The organism is Ensifer sp. SL37, assembly GCF_026672675.1.
Classification (GTDB): domain Bacteria; phylum Pseudomonadota; class Alphaproteobacteria; order Rhizobiales; family Rhizobiaceae; genus Ensifer; species Ensifer adhaerens.
Genome location: NZ_JAPPRN010000006.1, coordinates 1,568,753 through 1,590,792 on the forward strand (window position 1 = coordinate 1,568,753; position 22,040 = coordinate 1,590,792).

10 protein-coding genes and 1 pseudogene are annotated in these 22,040 nt (G+C 63.6%); 4 read left to right on the top strand and 7 right to left on the bottom strand.

Annotated elements, in window-relative coordinates; translation table 11 throughout:
- Window positions 1–17: 17 nt before the first annotated feature.
- Complete coding sequence (locus OVA00_RS19720; protein ID WP_268089505.1) at window positions 18–1,355, bottom strand: aspartate aminotransferase family protein; 1,338 nt, start codon at window positions 1,353–1,355, stop codon at window positions 18–20.
- Window positions 1,356–1,504: 149 nt separating this feature from the next.
- Here OVA00_RS19720 and OVA00_RS19725 point away from each other — a divergent pair, with 149 nt between their 5' ends.
- Entirely contained in the window at window positions 1,505–2,053 is a 549-nt protein-coding gene (locus tag OVA00_RS19725; protein ID WP_034802993.1) for a cupin domain-containing protein, read from the top strand.
- Window positions 2,054–2,087: 34 nt separating this feature from the next.
- Here OVA00_RS19725 and OVA00_RS19730 read toward each other — a convergent pair whose 3' ends face one another.
- From OVA00_RS19730 to hglS, 4 genes are all read right to left on the bottom strand, one after another.
- Window positions 2,088–3,320 carry a pyridoxal phosphate-dependent aminotransferase gene (locus OVA00_RS19730; protein WP_034802990.1) on the bottom strand — a complete coding sequence of 411 codons (1,233 nt, stop codon included), beginning with the start codon at window positions 3,318–3,320 and terminating at the stop codon, window positions 2,088–2,090.
- Between the two features lie 26 nt (window positions 3,321–3,346).
- The gene (gene amaB, locus OVA00_RS19735; protein WP_268089506.1) at window positions 3,347–4,879 is read right to left on the bottom strand and encodes an L-piperidine-6-carboxylate dehydrogenase; all 1,533 of its coding nucleotides are present in this window, start codon (window positions 4,877–4,879) and stop codon (window positions 3,347–3,349) included.
- An 89-nt stretch (window positions 4,880–4,968) separates the two neighbouring features.
- Window positions 4,969–6,390, bottom strand: coding sequence for an FAD-binding oxidoreductase (locus OVA00_RS19740; protein WP_268089507.1), 1,422 nt, complete (start codon window positions 6,388–6,390; stop codon window positions 4,969–4,971).
- 10 nt (window positions 6,391–6,400) lie between these two features.
- Entirely contained in the window at window positions 6,401–7,801 is a 1,401-nt protein-coding gene (hglS, locus tag OVA00_RS19745) for a 2-oxoadipate dioxygenase/decarboxylase HglS (protein WP_268089508.1), read from the bottom strand.
- A gap of 113 nt (window positions 7,802–7,914) precedes the next feature.
- On the opposite strand from hglS, the gene OVA00_RS19750 reads away from it, so the two are divergent.
- The 3 genes and pseudogenes from OVA00_RS19750 (at window position 7,915) to OVA00_RS19760 (ending at window position 19,269) form a co-directional block, all read left to right on the top strand.
- Entirely contained in the window at window positions 7,915–8,808 is an 894-nt protein-coding gene (locus tag OVA00_RS19750; RefSeq protein WP_034802979.1) for a LysR family transcriptional regulator, read from the top strand.
- A gap of 361 nt (window positions 8,809–9,169) precedes the next feature.
- Window positions 9,170–17,799: pseudogene (gene ndvB / locus OVA00_RS19755) on the top strand (cyclic beta-(1,2)-glucan synthase).
- Between the two features lie 315 nt (window positions 17,800–18,114).
- On the top strand, window positions 18,115–19,269 hold the full coding sequence (locus tag OVA00_RS19760) for an OpgC family protein (RefSeq protein WP_089044281.1): 1,155 nt from the start codon (window positions 18,115–18,117) through the stop codon (window positions 19,267–19,269).
- A gap of 29 nt (window positions 19,270–19,298) precedes the next feature.
- On the opposite strand, the gene OVA00_RS19765 is transcribed toward OVA00_RS19760, so the two are convergent.
- A complete protein-coding gene (locus tag OVA00_RS19765; RefSeq protein WP_268089509.1) occupies window positions 19,299–19,931 on the bottom strand; it encodes a LysE family translocator in 633 nt (210 codons plus the stop codon).
- A 154-nt stretch (window positions 19,932–20,085) separates the two neighbouring features.
- Window positions 20,086–21,843 carry a glucan ABC transporter ATP-binding protein/ permease gene (locus tag OVA00_RS19770; RefSeq protein WP_034802972.1) on the bottom strand — a complete coding sequence of 586 codons (1,758 nt, stop codon included), beginning with the start codon at window positions 21,841–21,843 and terminating at the stop codon, window positions 20,086–20,088.
- Window positions 21,844–22,040 lie beyond the last annotated feature (197 nt).

A 22,040-nucleotide genomic window follows, 5' to 3' on the forward strand; every position in this document is an offset into this window, starting at 1 on the left:
TCGTGCGTCGCGTGGGCTTACTTGGCGCGCTTCAGCGCATCGCCGAGGATCGAGACGATCTCGCCAAAATGTTTCTCTTCGGCGATCAGCGGCGGCGAGAAGGCTATGATGTCGCCGGTGACGCGGATCAGCAGGCCCTTCTCGAAGCAATCGACGAAGACGTCGTAGGCGCGGGCGCCGATTGCGCCGTCGCGCGACTGCAACTCGATGCCGGCGATCAGGCCGATCGTGCGGATGTCGATGACATGAGGCAGGCCCTTCAGCGAGTGCATGGCGTCGTGCCAAGCGTCCTGCAGCTCGACGGTGCGGGTCATGAGGCCCTCGTCGCGGTAGATGTCGAGCGTGGCGATACCGGCAGCGCAGGCGGCCGGATGGCCGGAATAGGTGTAGCCGTGGAAGAGCTCGATCGCGTTTTCGGGCCCATGCATCAGCGCGTCATGCACCTTGCGGCTGGCAAAGACCGCGCCCATCGGGATCGCACCGTTGGTGAGACCCTTGGCCGCCGTCACCATATCCGGGGTTACACCGAAGAAGTCGGTGGCAAAGGCGGCGCCGAGGCGGCCGAAGCCGGTGATGACTTCGTCGAAGATCAGGAGGATGCCGTGCTTGTCGCAAATGGCACGCAGGCGTTCGAGGTAGCCCTTCGGCGGGATGAGGACACCGGTCGAGCCAGCGACCGGCTCGACGATGCAGGCGGCGATGGTTTCGGCGCCATGCAGCGCCACCAGCCGCTCGAGATCGTCGGCAAGCTCGGCGCCGTGTTCCGGCTGGCCCTTGACGAAGGCGTTCTTCGCGGGGTCATGCGTGTGGCGCAGGTGGTCGGAGCCAGGAAGCTGCGGGAAGACGCGGCGGTTGTTGAGGATGCCACCGACCGAAATGCCGCCGAAGCCGACACCGTGATAGCCGCGTTCTCGGCCGATCAGGCGCGTGCGGGTGCCCTGGCCGATCGCGCGCTGATAGGCGATCGCCATCTTCAGGGCCGTGTCGACCGATTCAGAACCCGAACCGGTGAAGAAGACGCGGTCGAGCTTCTGGCCTTCCGGACCCGGCGCGATTTCGGCGAGGCGCTCGGCGAAGTCGAAAGCAATCGGATGGCCCATCTGGAAAGACGGGGCGAAATCCATGGTCGACAGCTGGCGCTCGACGGCCGAGGCGATCTGACGGCGGCCATGGCCAGCGTTGACGCACCAGAGCCCGGCAGTGCCGTCGAGGATCGTGCGGCCATCGGTGCTGGTGTAGTGCATCCCCTCGGCGGACGCGAGCAGGCGCGGAGCCTGCTTGAACTGCCGGTTGGCGGTAAACGGCATCCAATAGCTGTCGAGAACGGGGGCGTTGGGTTTGGTGTGCTGGTTCATGGCATCCTCCTGAGTTCGGCGATTGACGCCATGATTTGATTTGCCAAACAAGTCCTTTTCTGATGTCAGTTAAGTCATTGAAATTTATTGTACCGTTGTAGCGTTTTTGCGCTATTTCGAACAACCTGAACACCAAGGGTTCGGATCATATGACCGTCGATATCGGAAGCCGGCTTCGTCATCTCCGCCTGATGCACAATCTGTCGCAGCGCGAACTGGCCAAGCGCGCCGGCGTCACCAATTCGACGATCTCGCTGATCGAGTCGAACGCCTCCAATCCTTCCGTCGGTGCGCTGAAGCGTATTCTCGACGGCATTCCGATTGGGCTTGCGGAATTCTTCTCCTTCGAACCGGAACGACCGCGCAAGGCGTTCTATGCGGCGGAGGAACTGGTCGAGATCGGCAAGGGGCCGATTTCCTACCGGCAGATCGGCGAAAACCTCTTCGGCCGCAGCCTGCAGATCCTGAAAGAGGTCTATCAGCCGGGCGCCGACACAGGGAAGGTACCGCTGGTGCATGACGGCGAGGAAGGGGGCATCGTGTTGTCGGGCCGTATCGAGGTCACCGTCGACGATGAGCGGCGGATCCTGGGACCGGGGGATGCCTATTATTTTGAAAGCCGGCGGCCGCATCGTTTCCGCTGCGTCGGGCCGGTGCCTTGCGAAGTGATCAGCGCCTGCACGCCGCCGACGTTCTAGGAGCGGACGGCGCCGAGGCGCCGTCCGGAGTTCGTCAAGAAAGCCGAGCGCAGGCGTCGGCGATGCGCTTGAGCGCTTCCTTCAGTTCCGCTTCCGAGGTCGCATAGGAAATGCGGAAGAACGGTGACAGACCGAAGGCCGAGCCCGGAACGACGGCGACATGGGCGTCGTCGAGCAGGTAGGCGCAGAAGTCCGTATCCGTTGCGATTGCCTTGCCCGAGGGCGTGACCTTGCCGAGCATGCCGGCGCAGCCGGAGAAGGTGTAGAAGGCACCTTCCGGGACGCGGCAATCGAGACCGTCGATGGCATTGAGGCCGGTAACGACGAGATCGCGGCGGCGCTGGAAGCTGGCGGTCCGTTCCTTCAGGAACTCCTGCGGACCGGTCAGCGCTGCAACCGAAGCGGCCTGGCTGACGGAGGAGGGGCAGGAGGTCGCCTGGCTCTGGACGACAGCCATCGCCTTGATCAGGTCGCGCGGACCGCCGGCATAGCCGATGCGCCAGCCGGTCATGGCATAGGCCTTGGAGACGCCGTTGACCGTGAGCGTGCGGTCCTTGAGGCGGGGCTCGAGCTGGGCCGGGGTGACGAAGCGGAAGCCGTCATAGACGATGTGCTCGTACATGTCGTCGACCAGCAGCCACACATGCGGATGCTTGAGGAGCACGTCGAGCAGCGGCCGGTAGTCGCTCGCGCTGTAGGCGGCACCCGACGGGTTCGAAGGCGAGTTCAAAAGCACCCAGCGCGTCTTCGGCGTGATTGCGGCCTCGAGCTTGTCGGCGGTCAGCCGGAAGCCGGAGGAGGCGTCGCAGGGGATCAGAACCGGCTTGCCTTCGCAGATCTGGACGATATCCGAATAGGAGGTCCAGTAGGGCGTCGGGATGACCACCTCGTCGCCCGGATTGATCGACGCCATCATGGCGTTGAACAGGATCTGCTTGGCGCCGGTCGAAACCGTGATCTCGTCCTGCTCGTAGGCAAGGCCGTTTTCACGCTGGAACTTTTCGCGGATCGCCTTCTTCAGTTCCGGCGTGCCGTCGAGGGCGGTGTACTTGGTGTCTCCGCGCTTGATCGCCTCGCAGGCGGCGTCCTTGACGAAGTCGGGTGTGTCGAAATCCGGCTCGCCCGCACCGAGGATGATGACCGGCTTGCCTTCGCGCTTCATGGCCTGCGCGCGGGCGCCGATCTTCAGGATTTCGGACACTCCGATCGAGGAGATCCGCGAGGCGGGCTCAAAGCCCGCCTCCTTGACCGTTGCGTTGATGGTCATGGTCTCTACCTACCTGGGTGCGCCGATTATTCGATGTCGAACGACACGCCCTGCGCCAGCGGCAGAGCCTTCGAATAGTTCACCGTGTTCGTGGCGCGACGCATGTAGGCCTTCCACGAGTCCGAACCGGATTCGCGGCCGCCGCCGGTTTCCTTCTCACCGCCGAAGGCGCCACCGATTTCGGCGCCCGAGGTGCCGATGTTGACGTTGGCGATACCGCAATCCGAGCCATCGACGGCGAGGAAGCGCTCGGATTCCTGCATGTCGCGGGTGAAGATCGAGGACGACAGGCCGGCTGCGACCGCATTGTGGTCGGCAACGACGGCGTCGAAGTCGCTGTACTTCATGACGTAGAGGATCGGCGCGAAGGTTTCTTCGAGAACCGGTCCGGCCTGCTTGGGCATTTCGACGAGAGCGGGCTTGGCGTAGTAGCCGTTGTCATAACCGAGCTCGACGCGCTCGCCGCCGGTGACGGTGCCGCCATGCGACTTGGCTTCAGCGATTGCCTTCTGCATGCCGTCGAAGGCAGCCTTGTCGACGAGCGGGCCGACGAGGGCGGTGGTTTCGAGCGGGTTGCCGACAGAGACCGAACCGTAGGCCTTCTTCAGGCGCGGAACGAGCTGGTCGTAGACGCTTTCATGCACGAACAGGCGGCGCATGGTGGTGCAACGCTGGCCGGCGGTGCCCATGGCGCCGAAGGCGATGGCGCGCAGCGCCATGTCGAGATCGGCCGACGGGCAGACGATGCCGGCATTGTTGCCGCCGAGCTCGAGGATGGCGCGTGCGAAGCGCTTGGCGAGGCGCGGACCGACGTCGCGGCCCATGCGCGTCGAGCCGGTGGCCGATACGAGCGGAACCTTGGGGTTGTCGACGAGAACTTCACCGACGGTGCGGTCACCGATCACGACCTGCGACAGGCCTGCCGGCGCGTCGCCAAAGCGGGCGAGCGCGCGCTCGAAGATCGCCTGCGAGGCAAGCGCCGTGAGCGGGGTCTTTTCAGACGGCTTCCAGACGACGGAGTTGCCGCAGACGAGCGCCAGTGCGGTGTTCCACGACCAGACGGCGACCGGGAAGTTGAAGGCGGAGATGACGCCGACGACGCCGAGCGGGTGCCAGGTTTCCATCATGCGGTGGCCGGGACGCTCGGTGGCGATTGTCAGACCGTAGAGCTGGCGGGAAAGGCCGACTGCGAAATCGCAGATGTCGATCATTTCCTGGACTTCGCCGAGGCCTTCGGAGGTGATCTTGCCGGCTTCGATCGAAACCAGGCGGCCGAGGTCGGCCTTGAAGGCGCGCAGTTCTTCGCCGAGCAGGCGGATCAGTTCGCCGCGCTTCGGGGCGGGAACCAGGCGCCAGGCCTTGAAGGCTTCATGGGCCTGGTCGATCTTGGCGGCGGCTTCAGCGGCCGAAACCGTCTTGAGGGCCGCGATCTTCTCGCCGGTAACCGGGCTATAGGACGGCATGTCGCCGCCGGTGTAGAGTTCCTTGGCGACGCCCATCTTTTCGAGAAGCGCTGCGGCTTCCTTGGTCACGTCGACTTTCTTGGTTGCGATGTTCATGGTCTGACTCCCGTTTTATTGGTTTAGATCATTCGTTGGAGCGAAATGTCGGCGGAAGACCGCACACACTTTCCTCATTCCGCTCTGGCCTATCCGAAACGCACACTGCCGAGCTTTCCCGGCGAGGTCAGCGTCTTCAGGCCCGCGGCCATGTCCTTGAGTTTGTCTGGTGTATAAAAGTCGTAGTAGGCCTGATTGCGGCGGCCGATCGCATGTTCCGCGCTGAAGCTGCCGTGATATTCCTCGACGGCGACGGCGAAAACCCATTCGCGTAGCCGGGGTTCGAAAGTCTCGTCCTTGAGAAGATCGCTGTTCTTCGGCACGACGAGGTTGAAGTGCACGCCGCCGTCGCCGATATGGCCGAAATCGCAGACGGTCACGTCGGGGAATTTCGAGGGCATTTCGGCCTTCATATGGTCGCAGAAGGCCATGATGTCACCCCGGCGGAAGGAGACATCGAAGGCGATCAGCTTGCCCAGGTGCTTGACGCCCTCAGACAGCGCGTGGCGTAGCGCCCAGATTTCGTGCGGCGGACCGACGAAGGCGTCGGCGAGCGGTGCCTCCTCCATCTCCCAGATTTCGGCCAGCGCCGTTTCCAACACGGCGTCGAGCGACTGTTCGCCTTCGCGCGGTGCCCAGGTGCGGTTGATCTCGGCGAGGATGACGTAGTCGGGGACTTGGCCAGCCTGGAACGGGTTTTTCAGCGACGGCACGTGGGCAAAGGCTGCCTTGACGGCATTGCTCGACATGCCCTCGAAGGCCGAAAGGTAGGCGCCGAGGCGTTCTTCCATGGCGCGCAGCAGCGGCATCACATGGGCGCCGCTCGCCGGAACCAGCAGTGCCGTTGCCGTCTGCTGCGGCAGGCGCTCGAGGTTGAGCACGCATTCGGTGACGATGCCGAAGGCGCCCGAGGTGCCGACGAAGATCTGCTTCCAGTCAACGCCGGTGTTGTTCTTGCGCAAGTCGCATTGCAGGTCGAGCACGGTGCCGTCCGCGTCGGCCAGCACCACCTTGAGGCCGAGCGTGTTTCGGCGCACGTCGCCGTATTTCAGGAAGCGTGAGCCGCCGGTATTGGTGGCGATCATGCCGCCGATGCGCGGGTCGGCGCCGAGATCGATCGGGAAGAACAGGCCGTGCTCTTCCAGCCGCCGGTTGAGATCGGACAACCGGAAGCCGGCGTCGAGCCGAACCGAGCGGTTGTCGAGGTCGAGTTCGAAGCGTTTTGCCAGCCGGTCGAGGCTGAGGATGGCTTCGTCGCCCGACTGATCCGGCGTCGAGCCGGAGACGAGGCCGGTGTTGCCGGACTGCGGGATCAGCGCGATGCCGTTGGTGACGCAATAGGCGACAGCGGCGGAAACCTCTTCGGTCGTCGCCGGCCGCAGCACGAGCGGCGTCCGGCCGCGATCATAGCGCGCGCCGGTCTCGTAGGCTTCCAGGTCTTCCAGACGCGTGACGACACCCTTGTCTCCAAGGATGTCGGTGAGCGCGTCGATGTGCAGTTGGTCGATCATCAGGGAAACATCATTCCGCAGCGATGGCGCCGGTCAAGGCCTGAATGCAGCTTTCGATCGAAGCCTGCTCAATACCGGCATAGTGATCGAACTCGTTGAGCACGGTCGCACCGAGATCGGCCTCGAAGCGCTTCTGGTTCGGGCTGGCGACGAAATCCTGCTGCGCCCCGTCGCCGAGGTTCGACTGGAAGATGCCCGCGGCGCTGACCGGCAGGAAGTCTTCATAGACGATCGCGTCGAACTGGACGAGGCCAGCGGCGATCAACGCTTCGATGTCGTGCTTGCCGGAGACGCCGGCCTTGCGGCCTTTTTCCGTCAGCGAATAACTGAAGTAGCCGAGCCCGGCTTCGCGGATGCCTGCCCAGGTGTCCGGGAAAGGCTCGAAAGCCCCGGCAAGTGCCGCTTCGTATTCGCGCGCGTTGGAACCGTCGGCCGCCGGGCGGACGATCTTGCGCGAGGCGTCGAGCAGTTCGTCGTAAAGCGCGCGGCCCTTGGGTGTCAGCGCGATGCCGCGCTGTTCGATCTCGCCGAAGCGGGCGGTGTGCGAACCTTCCTTCCAGATGCCGTCGGCATCCTTGAAGGAAACCGGCTCTTCGAGCGCCTTGAACGAGGTCTGGCGCAACAGGATCGGGCACTCGCGGGTCGGCGGGCCCTCGACGACGGCCTTCGGGGCAATCGCGTATGCCGGCATCAGCGCCTGCACCTTGTCGATGTCGAGCGTGCGCGGCGTCAGGTGGTTGATGTGGGGGCCTTTGAAGGAGACGACGTCGGCGATCAGGCGATGGGCGTCATGCAGGCGCTTGTACATGTCGGGGCTGACATTGGCCTTGTCGTGCCAACGAAATGTTTCGAGCACTTCCGAGACGAATCGCTCTGCATCCACCTTGTCGAGACCGCCGTCGCGCTCGGCCTTTTCCGTGAGTTCGACGGCGCCGGCGGTGAAGATCTGGCGCGCGGCCAGAATAACTTCGGCTTCGGCACGCAGCGCTTCATCGGCGATGAGGTCGAGACGGAGCAGCGAGGTGAAGACGCGGAACGGATTACGCTTCAACGCGGCGTCGCCGACCGGGCGGAAGGCGGTCGAATGCACGGGAACGCCAGCGGTCGAGAGATCGTAGTAGCCGACCGGGTACATGCCCATGACGGCGAAGACGCGGCGCATCATAGCGAGTTCGGCGGGGGTGCCGAGCCGAATCGCGCCGTGGCGCTCCTCGGAGATGCGGTCGAGCGAGTCCGTCGCGTCGAGGCGCTCCTTCAGCTTGGGGTCGGCGGCGAGCGTATCGTCGTTGACCTTGGCGACCAGCTCCATCAGCGTGCCGTAGGCCGGCACCTCTTCGCGGTACATGACCGACATGGCTGCGGAAAAGGCCGAGCGGATGTCGTCGGCGGATACGAAACTATTCTCTTTCACTGGGGCTCGCCTCGCGCTATGGGTGAAGGACAAGGTCATTCTCATTTCGGATCATATCCGATCGAACTGGCCATTGATCGCGTTGCTTCTGACTATGTTGATGCGAGGGCGGAATGAAGTTGAGCCGAAGACTGGTTCCCGACGTGACTACGCTGCAGGCGTTCGAATGTGCGGCGCGACACGGCAGCTTCACGCAGGCCGCAGCCGAACTGAACCTTACGCAGAGCGCCGTCAGTCGCCAGATCAAGGATCTCGAAAACCAGCTCGGGGTACTCCTGTTCGAGCGTGTGCGCCAGCGTGTGATCCTGTCGGATGCCGGGCAGAAGTTTCTGCCGGAGGTGCGCCGCCTGCTCAACCAGACCGAGGAACTGATGGTGCGGGCGATGGCGTCTGCCCGGGCGGATTCGACGCTCTCGATCGCGTCATTGCCGACTTTCGGCAGCCGCTGGCTGGTGCCGCGTCTCCCCGATTTCCTCAAGCGCCATCCGGACACGGTGATCAACATCGCCTCGCGCTCTGCGCCGTTCGATTTCGAGGAGCAGAATTTCGATCTGGCTATCCATTACGGGCAGCCGGTCTGGGCGCGCGCCACCTGCAGCTATCTCTGCAGTGAGATCATCGTGCCCGCCGCAAGTCCCGCCATGCTGGCAACCCATCCGGTTGCCTCCCCTGAAGATATCGTCACGGGGCCGATGCTCCATCTCGCCACAAGGCCAAAACTCTGGGCGCAATGGTTCGAGGCCAACGACATGGACGGGCGCGGCGCTTATCGCGGCAACCGTTTCGATCAGTTTTCCATGGTGATCGAGGCGGCGACCGCCGGGCTCGGCTTTGCTCTTTTGCCACGCTACCTGATCGAGCAGGAAATTGCCGCCGGCACGCTGCAGATCGTGCTCGACCGGCCGATGCAGACGGAAAACAGCTATTACCTCGCGGTGCCCGAGGGCAAGCTTGAAAACCCGATCAGCCTGGCGTTTCGCGAGTGGATCACCGAGCAGGTGGGCTGACCTGCGGTGCTTTTGTCGAAAATTCGTGGGAACCTTCCTCGCCCCATCACGTTTCGCCTCGTCTGCCACCCGCGATGAAGCTTGAAAGAGGGCATTTGAAAGAGTTGTATCGAACTGCCACTGGGGGCGCGCACAGCGGCCGGTTCCGGCTTGATTCGGCTGTGCGCAAAACGTCCGATCTTGTATGAGCAATCCTTGCAAGCTGTTGGCACCACGGCTAAAAAATGCCATTTTCATGCATCACCGCGGCCTTGAAAACCAATGCGCCGCCGGCTTTGCGATCTCCGATGCCCAGTCGAGGGCGGTGCCTGTTACCGCCAGATCCCGGTTTCCCGGGAAATGACGGTGGATGGGAGGACACATGACCGTGTCTAGCAACGCGCCGGCTCAGCCTGATTTCTCAGGACCGCAGCCAACCCGGCACCCCGACGAGGGCCGGGCCGATCAACCCCGGTTGGATTCAGAACCCGTACCCATGCAGCTCCAAACTACGCCGCCCACCTCACCGCGCGAACCGGAAGCGAAGCAGATCGATTACAACGATTCGATCCGCTCCACCTTCTTTTCGATGGAGGACCTCCGGCAATGCGGCGAGGATCTCGCGGCAAAGGGTGTCTCCTCGCTGCCGGGCTTCTTCCCGTTCGAGTTCCGTCCGCGGCATCGCGAGAACGAGAACGAGATCCTGCGCGTCTACCGGGCGACGGCCGCGGACGTCGAGGCCGGGGCAACGATCACGCCGGCCGCCGAATGGCTGCTCGACAACCATCACGTCGTCGAAGAGGCGATCCAGGAAGTGCGGCGCGATTTCCCGCGCCGGTTCTATCGCCAGCTCCCGACGATTTCGGTTTCGGGCACGGTGATCCCGCGCACCATGGCGCTCGCCTGGCTCTACGCTGCCCACACCCACAGCACGGTGACGCGCGAAAGCATCACGGCGATGGTCGAGGGCTTCCAGAAGCACGAGACCTTCAAGATCGGCGAACTTTGGGCCTTGCCGTCGATCCTGCGCTTCGTGCTGATCGAAAATTTGCGGCGGATTGCCATCCGCGTCGAACGCTCGCGCGGCATGCGGCGCAAGGCAAACGACGTCGCCGACCAGATCATTCGCCTCAGCGATCCGGAAAAGTCGCGCACGCTGCTTGCGGAATCGGAAGCGCTGGCGGCCGACAACACCTTCGTCGCGCAACTGCTCTACCGCATGCGTGACGGGTCGCAGACCTCGGGCGCCGTGATCGGCTGGATCGAGGATCAGCTCGAGAAGCGCGGCAGCGATGTCGAAAGCGCGCTGGTCGCCGAGCAGAACCGTCTGTCGTCCGGCAATGCGACGATGAGCAACATCATCCGCAGCCTGCGCGAGATCGACGACACCGACTGGGCCGTCTGGTTCGAAAGCGTCAGCAAGATCGATGCGGCGCTGCGTGAAGGCTCCGATTATGCGGCGCTCGATTTCGGGTCGCGCAACAAGTATCGCGACACGATCGAAAAGCTGGCGCGCCGTTCGGGGCATAGCGAATTCGAAGTGACGCAAATCGCCATCCAGATGGTGCGCGAGGCGGAAGTCGCGGCCGAGACGGAAGCGCCGCTGCAGCAGCCGAATGTCGGATCCTTCCTCGTCGGCAAGCAACGCAAGCTTCTGGAAAAGAAGATCAGCTACCGGCCGTCGGTGCTGCAGACCATCATTCGCCTCAGCCGCAGGCTCGATTGGTTTGCGATCGCCGGGCCGAACATCCTTCTGACCATCCTGGCGATGATCGCCGTCTACTCCTTCGTCAGCCCGATGGCGATCCCGAGTGGCGCGAAACTGATCATGCTGCTGCTTTTCGCGCTGCCGGCCTCGGAAGGCGCGATGGGCCTGTTCAACACGCTGGTGACGCTGTTCGTCAAACCGTCGCGGCTGGTCGGCTACGAGTTCCTCGACGGGATCCCCGAGGACGCCCGAACGCTCGTTGCGGTGCCGTGCCTGATTTCCAAGCGCGATCACGTCGACGAACTGGTGCGCAATCTCGAGGTCCACTATCTCGCCAACCCGCGCGGCGAGATCTATTTTGCGCTGGTCAGCGACTGGGCTGATAGCAAGGACGAGGAATCGAGTACCGACGCCGATGTGCTCGATTATGCCAAGCGCGAGATCGCTCAGCTTTCGGCGCGTTATGCCTATGACGGCAAGACCCGATTCTACCTGCTGCATCGCCGCCGCCTGTATAACGAGCAGGAAGGCGTGTGGATGGGCTGGGAGCGCAAGCGCGGCAAGCTGCACGAGCTGAACATGCTCTTGCGCGGTGACCGCGACACCTCGTTCCTGCAGGGCGCCAACACGGTGCCGGACAACGTTCAGTACGTGATGACGCTCGATTCCGACACGCGCCTGATGCGCGATGCGGTGACGAAGCTCGTCGGCAAGATGTACCATCCGATCAACCGTCCGGTCGTCGATCCGAAGACGCAGAACGTAATCGCCGGCTACAGCCTGCTGCAGCCGCGCGTCACGCCGTCGCTGACGACGGGCAGCGAAGCCTCCGCCTTCCAGCGCATCTTCTCCTCCAACCGCGGCATCGATCCTTACGTCTTCACCGTTTCGGACGTCTATCAGGACATTGCCGGTGAAGGCAGCTTCACCGGCAAGGGCCTCTATCATGTCGACGCCTTCGAGGCGGCGCTGAAGGGGCGCATCCAGGAAAACGCCGTTCTCAGCCACGACCTGCTCGAAGGCTCCTACGTGCGTTGCGCGCTGGTGACCGACGTCGAACTCGTCGAGGACTTCCCGACCCGCTACGAGGTGGAAATGTCGCGCCAGCATCGCTGGGCGCGCGGCGACTGGCAGCTGCTGCCCTATATCTTCAATCTGTCGAACGGGCTGTCGATGCTCGGACGCTGGAAGATGTACGACAACCTGCGCCGCTCGCTGATCCCGCTTGCCTGGCTCGTCGCCTCGGTCATGGGCTGGTACTACATGGAGCCGACCGAAGCGCTGATCTGGCAGATCGTGCTGATCTTCAGCCTGTTCGTGGCGCCGACGCTGTCGCTGATCAACGGCCTCCTGCCGCGCCGCAACGACATCGTTGCCCGAGCGCACCTGCATGCGGTGTTGAACGAAGTCCGTGCCGCCAACGCGCAGGTCGCGCTGCGCATCGTCTTCATCGCCCACAATGCGGCGATGATGGGCGACGCCATCGTGCGTTCGCTCTACCGCACGTTTGTCAGCGGCAAACTGATGCTGGAATGGCGCACGGCCGCGCAGGTGCAGAGCGCCGGCCACGGCACCATTGGCGACTATTACCGCGCCATGTGGGTTGCGCCGGCGCTGTCGGCGATCTCGCTGGCCCTTGCGGCGATTTCCGACACCGGCCTGCCCTTCATCGGCATTCCCTTTGCGCTGCTGTGGGCCCTGTCTCCAGCCGTTGCCTGGTTCGTCAGCCAGTCGGCCGAAACCGAAGACCAGCTTGTCGTTTCCGATGAGGCGATCGACGAGATGCGCCTGATCGCGCGCCGCACCTGGCGATACTTCGAGACCTTCGTCACCGCCGAGCAGCACTTCCTGCCGCCGGACAACTTCCAGGAAACGCCGCAGCCGGTTCTCGCCGAGCGGACGTCACCGACGAATATCGGCGTCTACCTGCTCTCCGTCATGTCGGCGCGCGATTTCGGCTGGATCGGCTTCGAGGAGACGATCAACCGGCTGGAGCAGACGATCGCCACCATCGACCGGATGCCGAAATATCGCGGCCACCTGTTCAACTGGTACCGGACGAATACGCTCGAAACCATGGAGCCGCGCTACATTTCGTCGGTCGACAGCGGCAATCTGGCCGGTCATCTGATCGCCGTGTCGTCGATGTGTCGCGACTGGGCCGAAGCGCCGTCGGCGCATGTCCAGGGCAGTCTCACCGGTATCGGCGACGTCGCTGCGATCCTTCAGGAAGTGCTGCGCGACCTGCCCGACGACCGCAAGACGGTGCGTCCGTTGCGTCGCCTGATCGAAGAACGCATCGTCGGCTTCCAGAACGCGCTCGCTGCGATCATGCGCGAACACGAGTTCGCTTCGATCCGGGTGATCAACCTGGCCGTTCTGGCGCGCGACATGCACAAGCTCACCGTCAATCTCGACCATGAGGTGCGCACGCCGCAAAGCAGCGAAGTGACGAAGTGGGCCAACTCGCTCGTCACCACCTGCGAAGCCCATATCGCCGATGGCGTCTTCGATCTCGGCGCAATCGAATCGCTGCGCCAGCGCCTGCTGGTGATGAAGGACCGGGCACGCGACATCGCCTTCTCGATGGATTTCGGTTTCCTGTTCCGTCCGGAGCGGCGCCTGCTGTCGATCGGCTTCCGCGTCAACGCCAACGAGCTCGACGAGGCCTGCTACGATCTTCTTGCGTCGGAAGCTCGTCTCACCAGCCTGTTTGCCATCGCCAAGGGCGATCTTCCGACGGAGCACTGGTACAAGCTCGGCCGGCCGATCGTTCCGATCGGCGCACGCGGTGCGCTGATCTCCTGGTCCGGCTCGATGTTCGAATACCTGATGCCGCCTTTGGTCATGCAGGAGCGTCAGGGTGGTATCCTCAACCAGACCAACAATCTGGTCGTGAAGGAACAGATCAACCACGGCCGTCGCCTCGGCACGCCGTGGGGCATCTCGGAAGCCGCCTTCAACGCGCGTGACCACGAGCTCACCTACCAATACACCAACTTCGGTGTGCCGACGCTCGGTCTCAAGCGTGGTCTCGGCCAGAACGCGGTCATCGCGCCCTACGCCTCGATCCTCGCCTGCATGTACGATCCGAAGTCGGCGCTCGCCAACCTCGGGCGTCTCCGCGAGGTCGGCGCGCTCGGCGCATACGGCTACCACGACGCCGTCGACTTCACGCCGACGCGCGTGCCTGAGGGCCAGAAGTGCGCGGTGGTTCGCAACTACTATGCCCACCACCATGGCATGTCGATCGCGGCTGTCGCCAACGTCGTCTTCAACGGCCGCCTGCGCGAGTGGTTCCACGCCGATCCGGTGATCGAAGCCGCCGAACTGCTGTTGCAGGAAAAGGCGCCGCGCGACATTCCGATCATGAATGCCAAGCGCGAGCCGGAATCCGTCGGCAAGGGCCAGGACGATCTCCTGCGCCCTGAGGTCCGCATCATCGAGAACCCGCTTTCGCAGGACCGCGAGACCGTGTTTCTCTCCAACGGCCACTACTCGGTGATGCTGACGGCCAACGGCGCCGGTTACGCCCGCTGGAACGGCCAGTCGGTTACCCGCTGGAAGCCGGATCCGGTCGAGGACCGTACCGGAACCTTCATCTTCCTGCGCGATACGACGACCGGCGACTGGTGGTCGGCGACGTCGGAGCCGCGACGCGCGGCCGGTGAGAAGATGCTGACGCGCTTCGGCGACGACAAGGCGGAATTCGTCAAGACCGTCGGTGATCTCACCAGCGAGGTGGAATGCATCGTCGCCACCGAACACGATGCCGAAGGGCGCCGGGTCATGCTGCTCAACACCGGCACCCAGGACCGCTTCATCGAAGTGACCTCCTATGCCGAGCCTGTGCTTTCGACAGACGAGGCCGACAGCGCACACCCGGCGTTTTCGAAGATGTTCCTGCGCACGGAAATCAGCCGCCGCGGCGATGTCATCCGCGTCAGCCGCAACAAGCGCAGCTCCGGCGATCCGGACATGGAAGTGGCGCATCTCGTCACTGACAATGCCGGCAGCGACCGCCATACGGAAGCCGAGACCGACCGTCGCCGCTTCATCGGCCCGGGCCGCACGCTTGCCGAAGCCGCTGCCTTTGATACGGATGCGGTGCTTTCCGGCACGGACGGCTTCACGCTCGATCCGATCATGTCGCTGCGCCGGGTTGTGCGCGTACCCGCCGGCAAGAAGGTCAGCGTCGTCTTCTGGACGATCGCCGCCCCAAGTCGCGAGGAGGTCGATCGCGCGATCGACCGCTACCGCCATCCGGAGACCTTCAACCAGGAGCTCATCCACGCCTGGACCCGCAGCCAGGTGCAGATGCGCCATGTCGGCGTGACCTCGCAGGAAGCGGCAAGCTTCCAGATGCTCGGCCGCTACCTCGTCTATCCGGACATGCATCTGCGCGCCGATTCGGCGACGGTTCAGGCCGGCCTCGATTCTCAGTCGAAGCTCTGGCCGCTCGCGATTTCGGGCGACTACCCGATCTTCTGCCTGCGCATCAATGACGACGGCGATCTCGGCATCGCCCGTGAGGCGCTGCGCGCCCAGGAATACCTGCGCGCCCGCGGCATCACCGCCGATCTCGTGATCATCAACGAGCGCGCCTCGTCCTATGCCCAGGACATGCAGCACGCGCTCGACTCCATGTGCGAGAACCTGAGGCTTCGCGGTCTCTCGGACGGTCCGCGCCAGCACATCTTCTCGGTGCGCCGCGACCTGATGGAGGCGGAGACGTGGTCGACCTTGCTGTCGGCCTCGCGCGCGGTCTTCCATGCCCGCAACGGCACGATCTCCGACCAGATCGCCCGCGCCAACTCGCTCTATTCGCCGGCACCGGTGAAAGGCTCCGAAAAGAGCGCCGAGTTCTCAGGCCCGCTGCTGGCAGCGCCGCAGGAGAACGGGGATGCCGCTCCGGCGGAAATCAAGGGCGATGGCCTTTCCTTCTGGAACGGCTTCGGCGGTTTCGCCGATGGCGGTCGCGAATACGTCGTGCGCCTGCGCGGCGGCGAAGCGACGCCGCAGCCGTGGATCAATGTCATCTCCAATGATGCTTTCGGCTTCCACATCTCGGCCGAGGGTGCGGCCTATTCCTGGAGCCGCAACTCGCGCGACTACCAGCTGACGCCCTGGACCAATGATACGGTCGTCAACCGGCCGGGCGAAGCCATCTTCATCCGCGACATGGCAAGCGGCACGGTCGCCACGCCCTATGCGGCGCTCTCGCGCCGCCGTTCCGTCGTCTTCGAGACGGCGCACGGGCTTGGCTATTCGATCTTCCGCAGCACCCAGGACGACCTTGAGATCGAGGTTGTCCAGACGGTGCATCGCAACCTGCCGGCCAAGCTCGTCCGCGTGTCTGTCCGCAACCGTGCGGCGTCTGCGCGGCAGTTGAGGCTCTACGGCTACAACGAGTGGGTACTTGGCAACAACCGTGCCCGTTCGGCGCCCTTCGTCCTTTCGAAATGGGACGAGACGGCCGAGGCGCTGGTGGCGACCAACCCTTACAGCATCGATTTTGCCGGTACCGATCCGCCTTCTTCGCCGTCGATGGCGGCGATGCGGCCGGCTACACCGCCAGCCGCCGGGAGTTCCTGGGCGCGATCGGCGGCATTCTGGCGCCGCAGGCGGTCACTTCGGGTGCCGATCTTTCGGGCTCCGTCGATGTCGACGGCGATCCTTGCGCCGTGGTCGCAACGGACATTTCGATCGAGCCCGGTGCCGAACGGCAGGTCACGTTCATCCTCGGCGATACCGATACGGACGATCAGGTTCGAGCCATCATCGGCGAACTGCGTGAGACCGCGTTCGACACGGTGCTTGAGGCGAACAAGACGTTCTGGCGCGAATTCACCGACATCGTGAAGGTGGAAACGCCGGATCCGGCCTTCAACGCCATGATCAACAACTGGCTGCCCTATCAGAGCCTCGGTTGCCGCATCATGGCGCGCTCGGCCTTCTATCAGGCAAGCGGTGCCTTCGGTTTCCGCGACCAGTTGCAGGATACGCTGGCGTTCCTGATCCATCGTCCGGAACTCGCCCGGGCACAGATCCTCAACGCTGCCTCCCGCCAGTTTACCGAAGGCGACGTGCAGCATTGGTGGCTGCCGGGAACAGGCGCCGGCGTGCGCACGATGATCTCCGACGACGTCGTCTGGCTCGCCCATGCCGTGACCCGCTATTGCACGGTGACCGGCACGTCCGATCTCCTTGCCGAGAAGCTTGCCTTCATCACTGGCCCGGCGCTCGAAGCGGGGCAGCACGACGCCTTCTACAAGCCGGAGATTTCCGAAGAGGTCGGCGACGTCTACGAGCATTGCGCCCGTGCACTCGATCTTGCGATCAAGCGGACCGGTGAGAACGGCCTGCCACTGTTCCTTGCCGGCGACTGGAACGATGGCATGAACCGGGTCGGCGAGAAGGGGCAAGGCACGAGCACCTGGCTCGGCTGGTTCCTCGCCGGCACGCTGCGTGGCTTCCTGCCCTTCGCGCGCGAGCGCAAGGACGAGGCGCGCATCACGCGCTGGGAGGCGCATCTCGAAGCGCTCAAGAAGGCGCTCGCGACTGCCGGCTGGGATGGCGACTACTACCGTCGCGGCTATTACGACGATGGCACGCCGCTTGGCACCAGTGAGGCTCTGGAGTGCCGGATCGATTCGATCGCTCAGTCCTGGAGCGTGCTTTCGGGCGAAGGCGATGAGCAGCGTTCGCTGAAGGCGATGGACGCAGTCATGGCTGAACTGGTCGACCCCGACCAGCGCATCGTGCGGCTGTTCACACCGCCGCTCGAGCGGACGTCGCAGGATCCGGGCTACATCAAGGCCTATCCGCCGGGCGTGCGCGAGAATGGCGGGCAATATACTCACGCCGCCACCTGGGTCGCCTTGGCCTTTGCCGAACAGGGCAGGGCGGAAGAGGCCTGGCGGGTCTTCCAGATGCTGAATCCGATCTCGCATGCCGAAAACCGCGAAGCGGCGGAACACTATCGCGTCGAGCCCTATGTCGTTGCCGCAGATATCTACGGCGAAGGCGATCTGGCGGGGCGTGGCGGCTGGACCTGGTATACGGGATCTGCCGGCTGGCTCTACCGTGTCGGCGTCGAGGGCATCCTCGGTATTCGCCGGCAGGGCGACAGGCTGGTCATCCGTCCGGTGCTGCCGGCAGCCTGGAACGGCTACTCGGCCGAAGTGACGCTCAATGGCGCGCGGCACAAGATTTCGGTCGAACGCGACAAGAAAAGTGGCGAGCCGATCGTCAGCGTCAACAATAGTGTCACAAAAAACGCGCATGAAGGCATTTTGCTGTAACGGCCGGCATTGAAGACAGGATGAAACCGGCTTTGTTCCCGCAAGGGCAAGGCCGGTTTTTCTTTGCGGATTTGCCGGCGGCGCGACCTCGACGGCTGAGCGTCGTGCAGGAATTCAAAGTCCTGCAGCGACCTTTGCGCGTCTGATAAGACGCGCGGCGCTGTAGATTTCGTGAGCGGGGTGCCGGGCGGGAAACCGCCTGCAGATGGCCTCCCGCTCTCCTTCATGGTGCCGGGCATCGCGCGAAAGGCGGGACGTCGGTACCCGTTTCAACAGGGATGGGGCAGGGGCGCCAAATCCTGGAAAACGGACCGCATGCTGCAAAAGACTTTTCAGGGTGGCGTCGACCCGATGTCCGCCCGATTGGTTCCGAAGGAGCGTGACACACGCCTTGATGTGTTCAGGGCGCTGTGTCTCCTGACGATTTTCGTCAATCACGTTCCCGGGCAATATCTCGAATACCTGACCCACAAGAACTTCGGCTTTTCCGATTCCGCTGAAGCTTTCGTCCTGATCTCGGGCCTCTCGGTCGGGATCGCCTATGGCGGCAAGTTCGTCTCCGGCGGTCGGCTGGCTATGACGCTCAAAATCTGGCGCCGGGCCCTGGCGCTTTACGTCGCCCACATCATGACGAGCATCGTAACGCTGGCGATCTTTGCCGGCGGCGCGATCTACTTCGGAAGGCAAGACCTGATCGGCGAGATCAACATCCGCCCGATGGTGGAGCAGACGGAGCAGGGCATCGTTGCCATGGTGCTCTTGGGACATCAGCTCGGCTACAACAACATCCTGTCGATGTATGCGGCGCTGTTCCTGCTGCTGCCGGGCATCCTCTGGCTGAACGGCGTCAGCAAGAAACTGCTGCTTCTGCTCTCGGCCGCGCTATGGTTCGCCGCGGGCATCTTCAAGTTCGTGCCGTCGAACTTCCTCGACGAGGGCTACTGGTTTCTCAATCCCTGGTCCTGGCAGTTCCTGTTCGTCATCGGCGTGGTGATGATGACCTATGTGCGCAATGGCGGATCGCTGCCGCGCTGGCCCTGGCTGGTCATGCTGTCCTGTGCCTATCTTGCCGTTTCCGCCGTCTGGGTCTTGTTCTCGTTCTGGAGCATCGACCTCTCCTTCGGTCTTCCGGCCGTTCTGACAGGCTTCGATAAGACCTTCCTGTCCACGCCGCGATTGCTGCATGTGCTGGCGCTCGGCTACGTCATCGCGGTGACGCCTCGGATCAGCAACCTCGCCAAACTCGACCGCGACCATCCGCTGGCGGTGGTCGGCCGGCATTCGCTACCGATCTTCATCTTCGGCACGATCCTGGCGATGTCCGGCCAGGTGCTGCTGTTCGTGACAGGGAAGAACCCGGTCTTCGGCAGCCTCTTCGTGCTCGCCGGCATCGGCCTGCACTTTGCCTATGCCTATTATCTTGAATGGCTGCGCGGCATCGCGTCTGCCAAACCGCTAAGGGCGGCGTAGCAAACGCCGCCCTTGACCGCGCGTCAGCATCAGGTTCGGGAACCCAGCGCCAGGCGGCAGGCAAGCCCCGTGAACACGCCGGCGAGAAGGTATTGCGGCATTTTCGGGAAACGCCGGAAGCCGGAAAGTCTTGCGCGCAGATGGCTGCCGACAAGGATGACCGAGCCATTCACGAGGAGGCCGATCCCGTTAAGGATGGTCGCAAGCAGAAGCATCTGCAGGACCATCGACCCGCCATTCGGGTGCACGAACTGGGGAAACAGGGCCAGCACGAACAGCGCCATCTTCGGATTGAGCAGGTTCGTCATCAGTCCCTCGCCGAAGACCCGCCGGCGTGAGAGCCGCTTGAGCGTCGACGTCGGGGACGCGCCCGAGGGATGCGAACGTACCGTCTTCCAGGCGAGATAAAGCAGATAGGCGCAGCCCGCCCAGCGCACGATCTCATAGGCAACCGGTACGGTGAGGAAGAGCTGCGAGAGGCCGAGCGCCGCCGCGAGCGCATGGCAGTAGGTGCCAAGCGCGATGCCGGCATAGGTGAGAAACCCGACGGCACGGCCCTGGCTGAGGCTGCGAGACGCAATCAGCAGCATGTCAGGGCCGGGCGTTGCGGTCAGCACGAGGCTTGCGGCGGCAAACAGAGCGATGGTGGAGATATCCGGCATTGGTGATTCCCTTGGAATTGAAGCCGGAATTCCCGTCTACCAACAATTTGGTGAATGACAAGACTTCCTGATGCGGCGCTTGTCCAAAAAGAAAAGCCACCCGCGGCTGACCGCGGGTGGCTTGATGTACGATTTGCCTGACGTCGGGCGAGCGTTACGCTGCCGTGTGGCTCATGCGGACGTCGTCGTCCGTCAGGATGCCGCTGGCGCGGAGCAGGGCTGCAAAGCGGCCGTTGCTCTGGCTGAGCTCGTTGAAACCGCCCATCTCGACGATCCGGCCCTGGTCCATGAAGACCACCAGGTCGGCCTCGCGCACCGTCGACAGGCGGTGGGCGATGATGAAGGTCGTGCGGTTCTTGCGCAGCGCATCGATCGCATCCTTGACGCGGTTCTCGGTTTCGACGTCGAGCGCGCTGGTCGCCTCGTCGAGCACCAGGATCGGCGCGTTCTTGAGGATGGCGCGAGCGATGGCCACACGCTGGCGCTCGCCACCCGACAGACGGTTGCCGCGCTCGCCGACGACCGTATCGTAACCGGTCGTGCGGCCCTCGATGAAGTCGCAGGCAGCAGCCGCTTCGGCGGCAGCCATGACTTCCTCGATCGTCGCGTCGTCACGGCCAAGCCGGATGTTTTCCGAGATCGAGCGGTTCATCAGGCCCGCATCCTGGAAGACGGTGGCGATCGAACGGCGCAGCGACTTGCGCGTCACCTTCGAGATGTCGTTGCCGTCGATCAGGATCTGGCCGTCGCGCGGATCGTGGACGCGTTGCAAGAGGTTGACGAGCGTCGTCTTGCCGGCACCCGTCGGGCCGACGATGGCGATCGTCTGGCCGGCCTTGGCGGTGAACGAGACGTTGTGCACGCCCTGGTTCGTGTTGGCAAAGTCGAAGGAGACGTTGCGGAACTCGACCTCGCCGACAACCGGCGGCAGCTCGGTCGCACCGGCCGGCTCGTCGCGTTCGCGCACGGCGTCTTCGAGGGTGAAGAAGTCCTCGAGCTTGGCACGAGCTTCGAAGATCTGCGTGACGAAGGCTTTCATCTGGTCGAGGCGGCCGATCAGCAGGTTGGCAAAGCCGATGAAGGCGATGACTTCGCCGACGCCGAGTTCGCCGCGCTGCACCAGCACGGTACCGATCACGAGGATCGCCATCATCGAGATGGTCGAGGCGACGCGGTTCAGCCCGCTTGCGAGTGCCCACCAGTCGAGTACCGGGAACTGGGCCGAGATCAGCCGCTCGGTGAATTTCTTCAGCTCGCGGGTTTCAGCCTCGATGCGGTTGTAGCTGTGTACAACCGAAACGTTGCTGATCGCGTCGGAAACGTGCGAGAAAACCGTGTGGTAGTGGTTCTCGACCGAAGCCTGGCCTTCCTTGGTGCGGCTCATGACCACCTTGCTGATCACCACATAGAGCGCGCCGAGAACGACGAGCACGAGCGACAGGCGCACGTCCATGGCAAAGGCGGTCGGAACGAGCAGAACGAGGGCGACGGCGGTCGCCAGATGCTGGCGCATGAATTCGAGCCAGAGACCGAAGAGGGTTTCGCAGGCGCGAAGCAGCGTGTGCAGGGCGTTGGACGTGCCGCGCTGGCTATGCCAGGCAAGCGGCATGGAAACGATGCGGCCGAAGGCTTCCGTCAGGAGTGTGGCGCGGCGGCCATGGGCCAGCCGGTCGGCCTCGCGGGCGACGAGCACGAAGGCGACGGTGTTGAAGACGCCGAGGCCTGCCCACATGAGCAGCATCGGCGTGACTTCGCCCTTCGACGAGATGGCGTCGATGATACGACCGAACAGGATCGGTTCGGCAATTGTGATCGCTGCCAGAACGACGTTGGCAAGCACGATCGCTGAGACGCGAAACTTGTGAACCGCAAGATACTGGAGCGCTCTTGCATACACCTGGAACAATGACACTGTCTCACCCCTTCCGGGTACCGGATTTGACGCGCCGCAGACCTTCTGCGGCGGATGCACCCGCGTCCTCGAGGTTCCTCATGGCGAGCATTAAAGCCTCGCGCCGTTAGAGCACTCGGGGCCGCGCTGAGACGGTCTTTTGCGGCAATGGGAAGCCGTAGCCGGACGCAGGACAGCCACTCGTTTTCCCGTTTCGC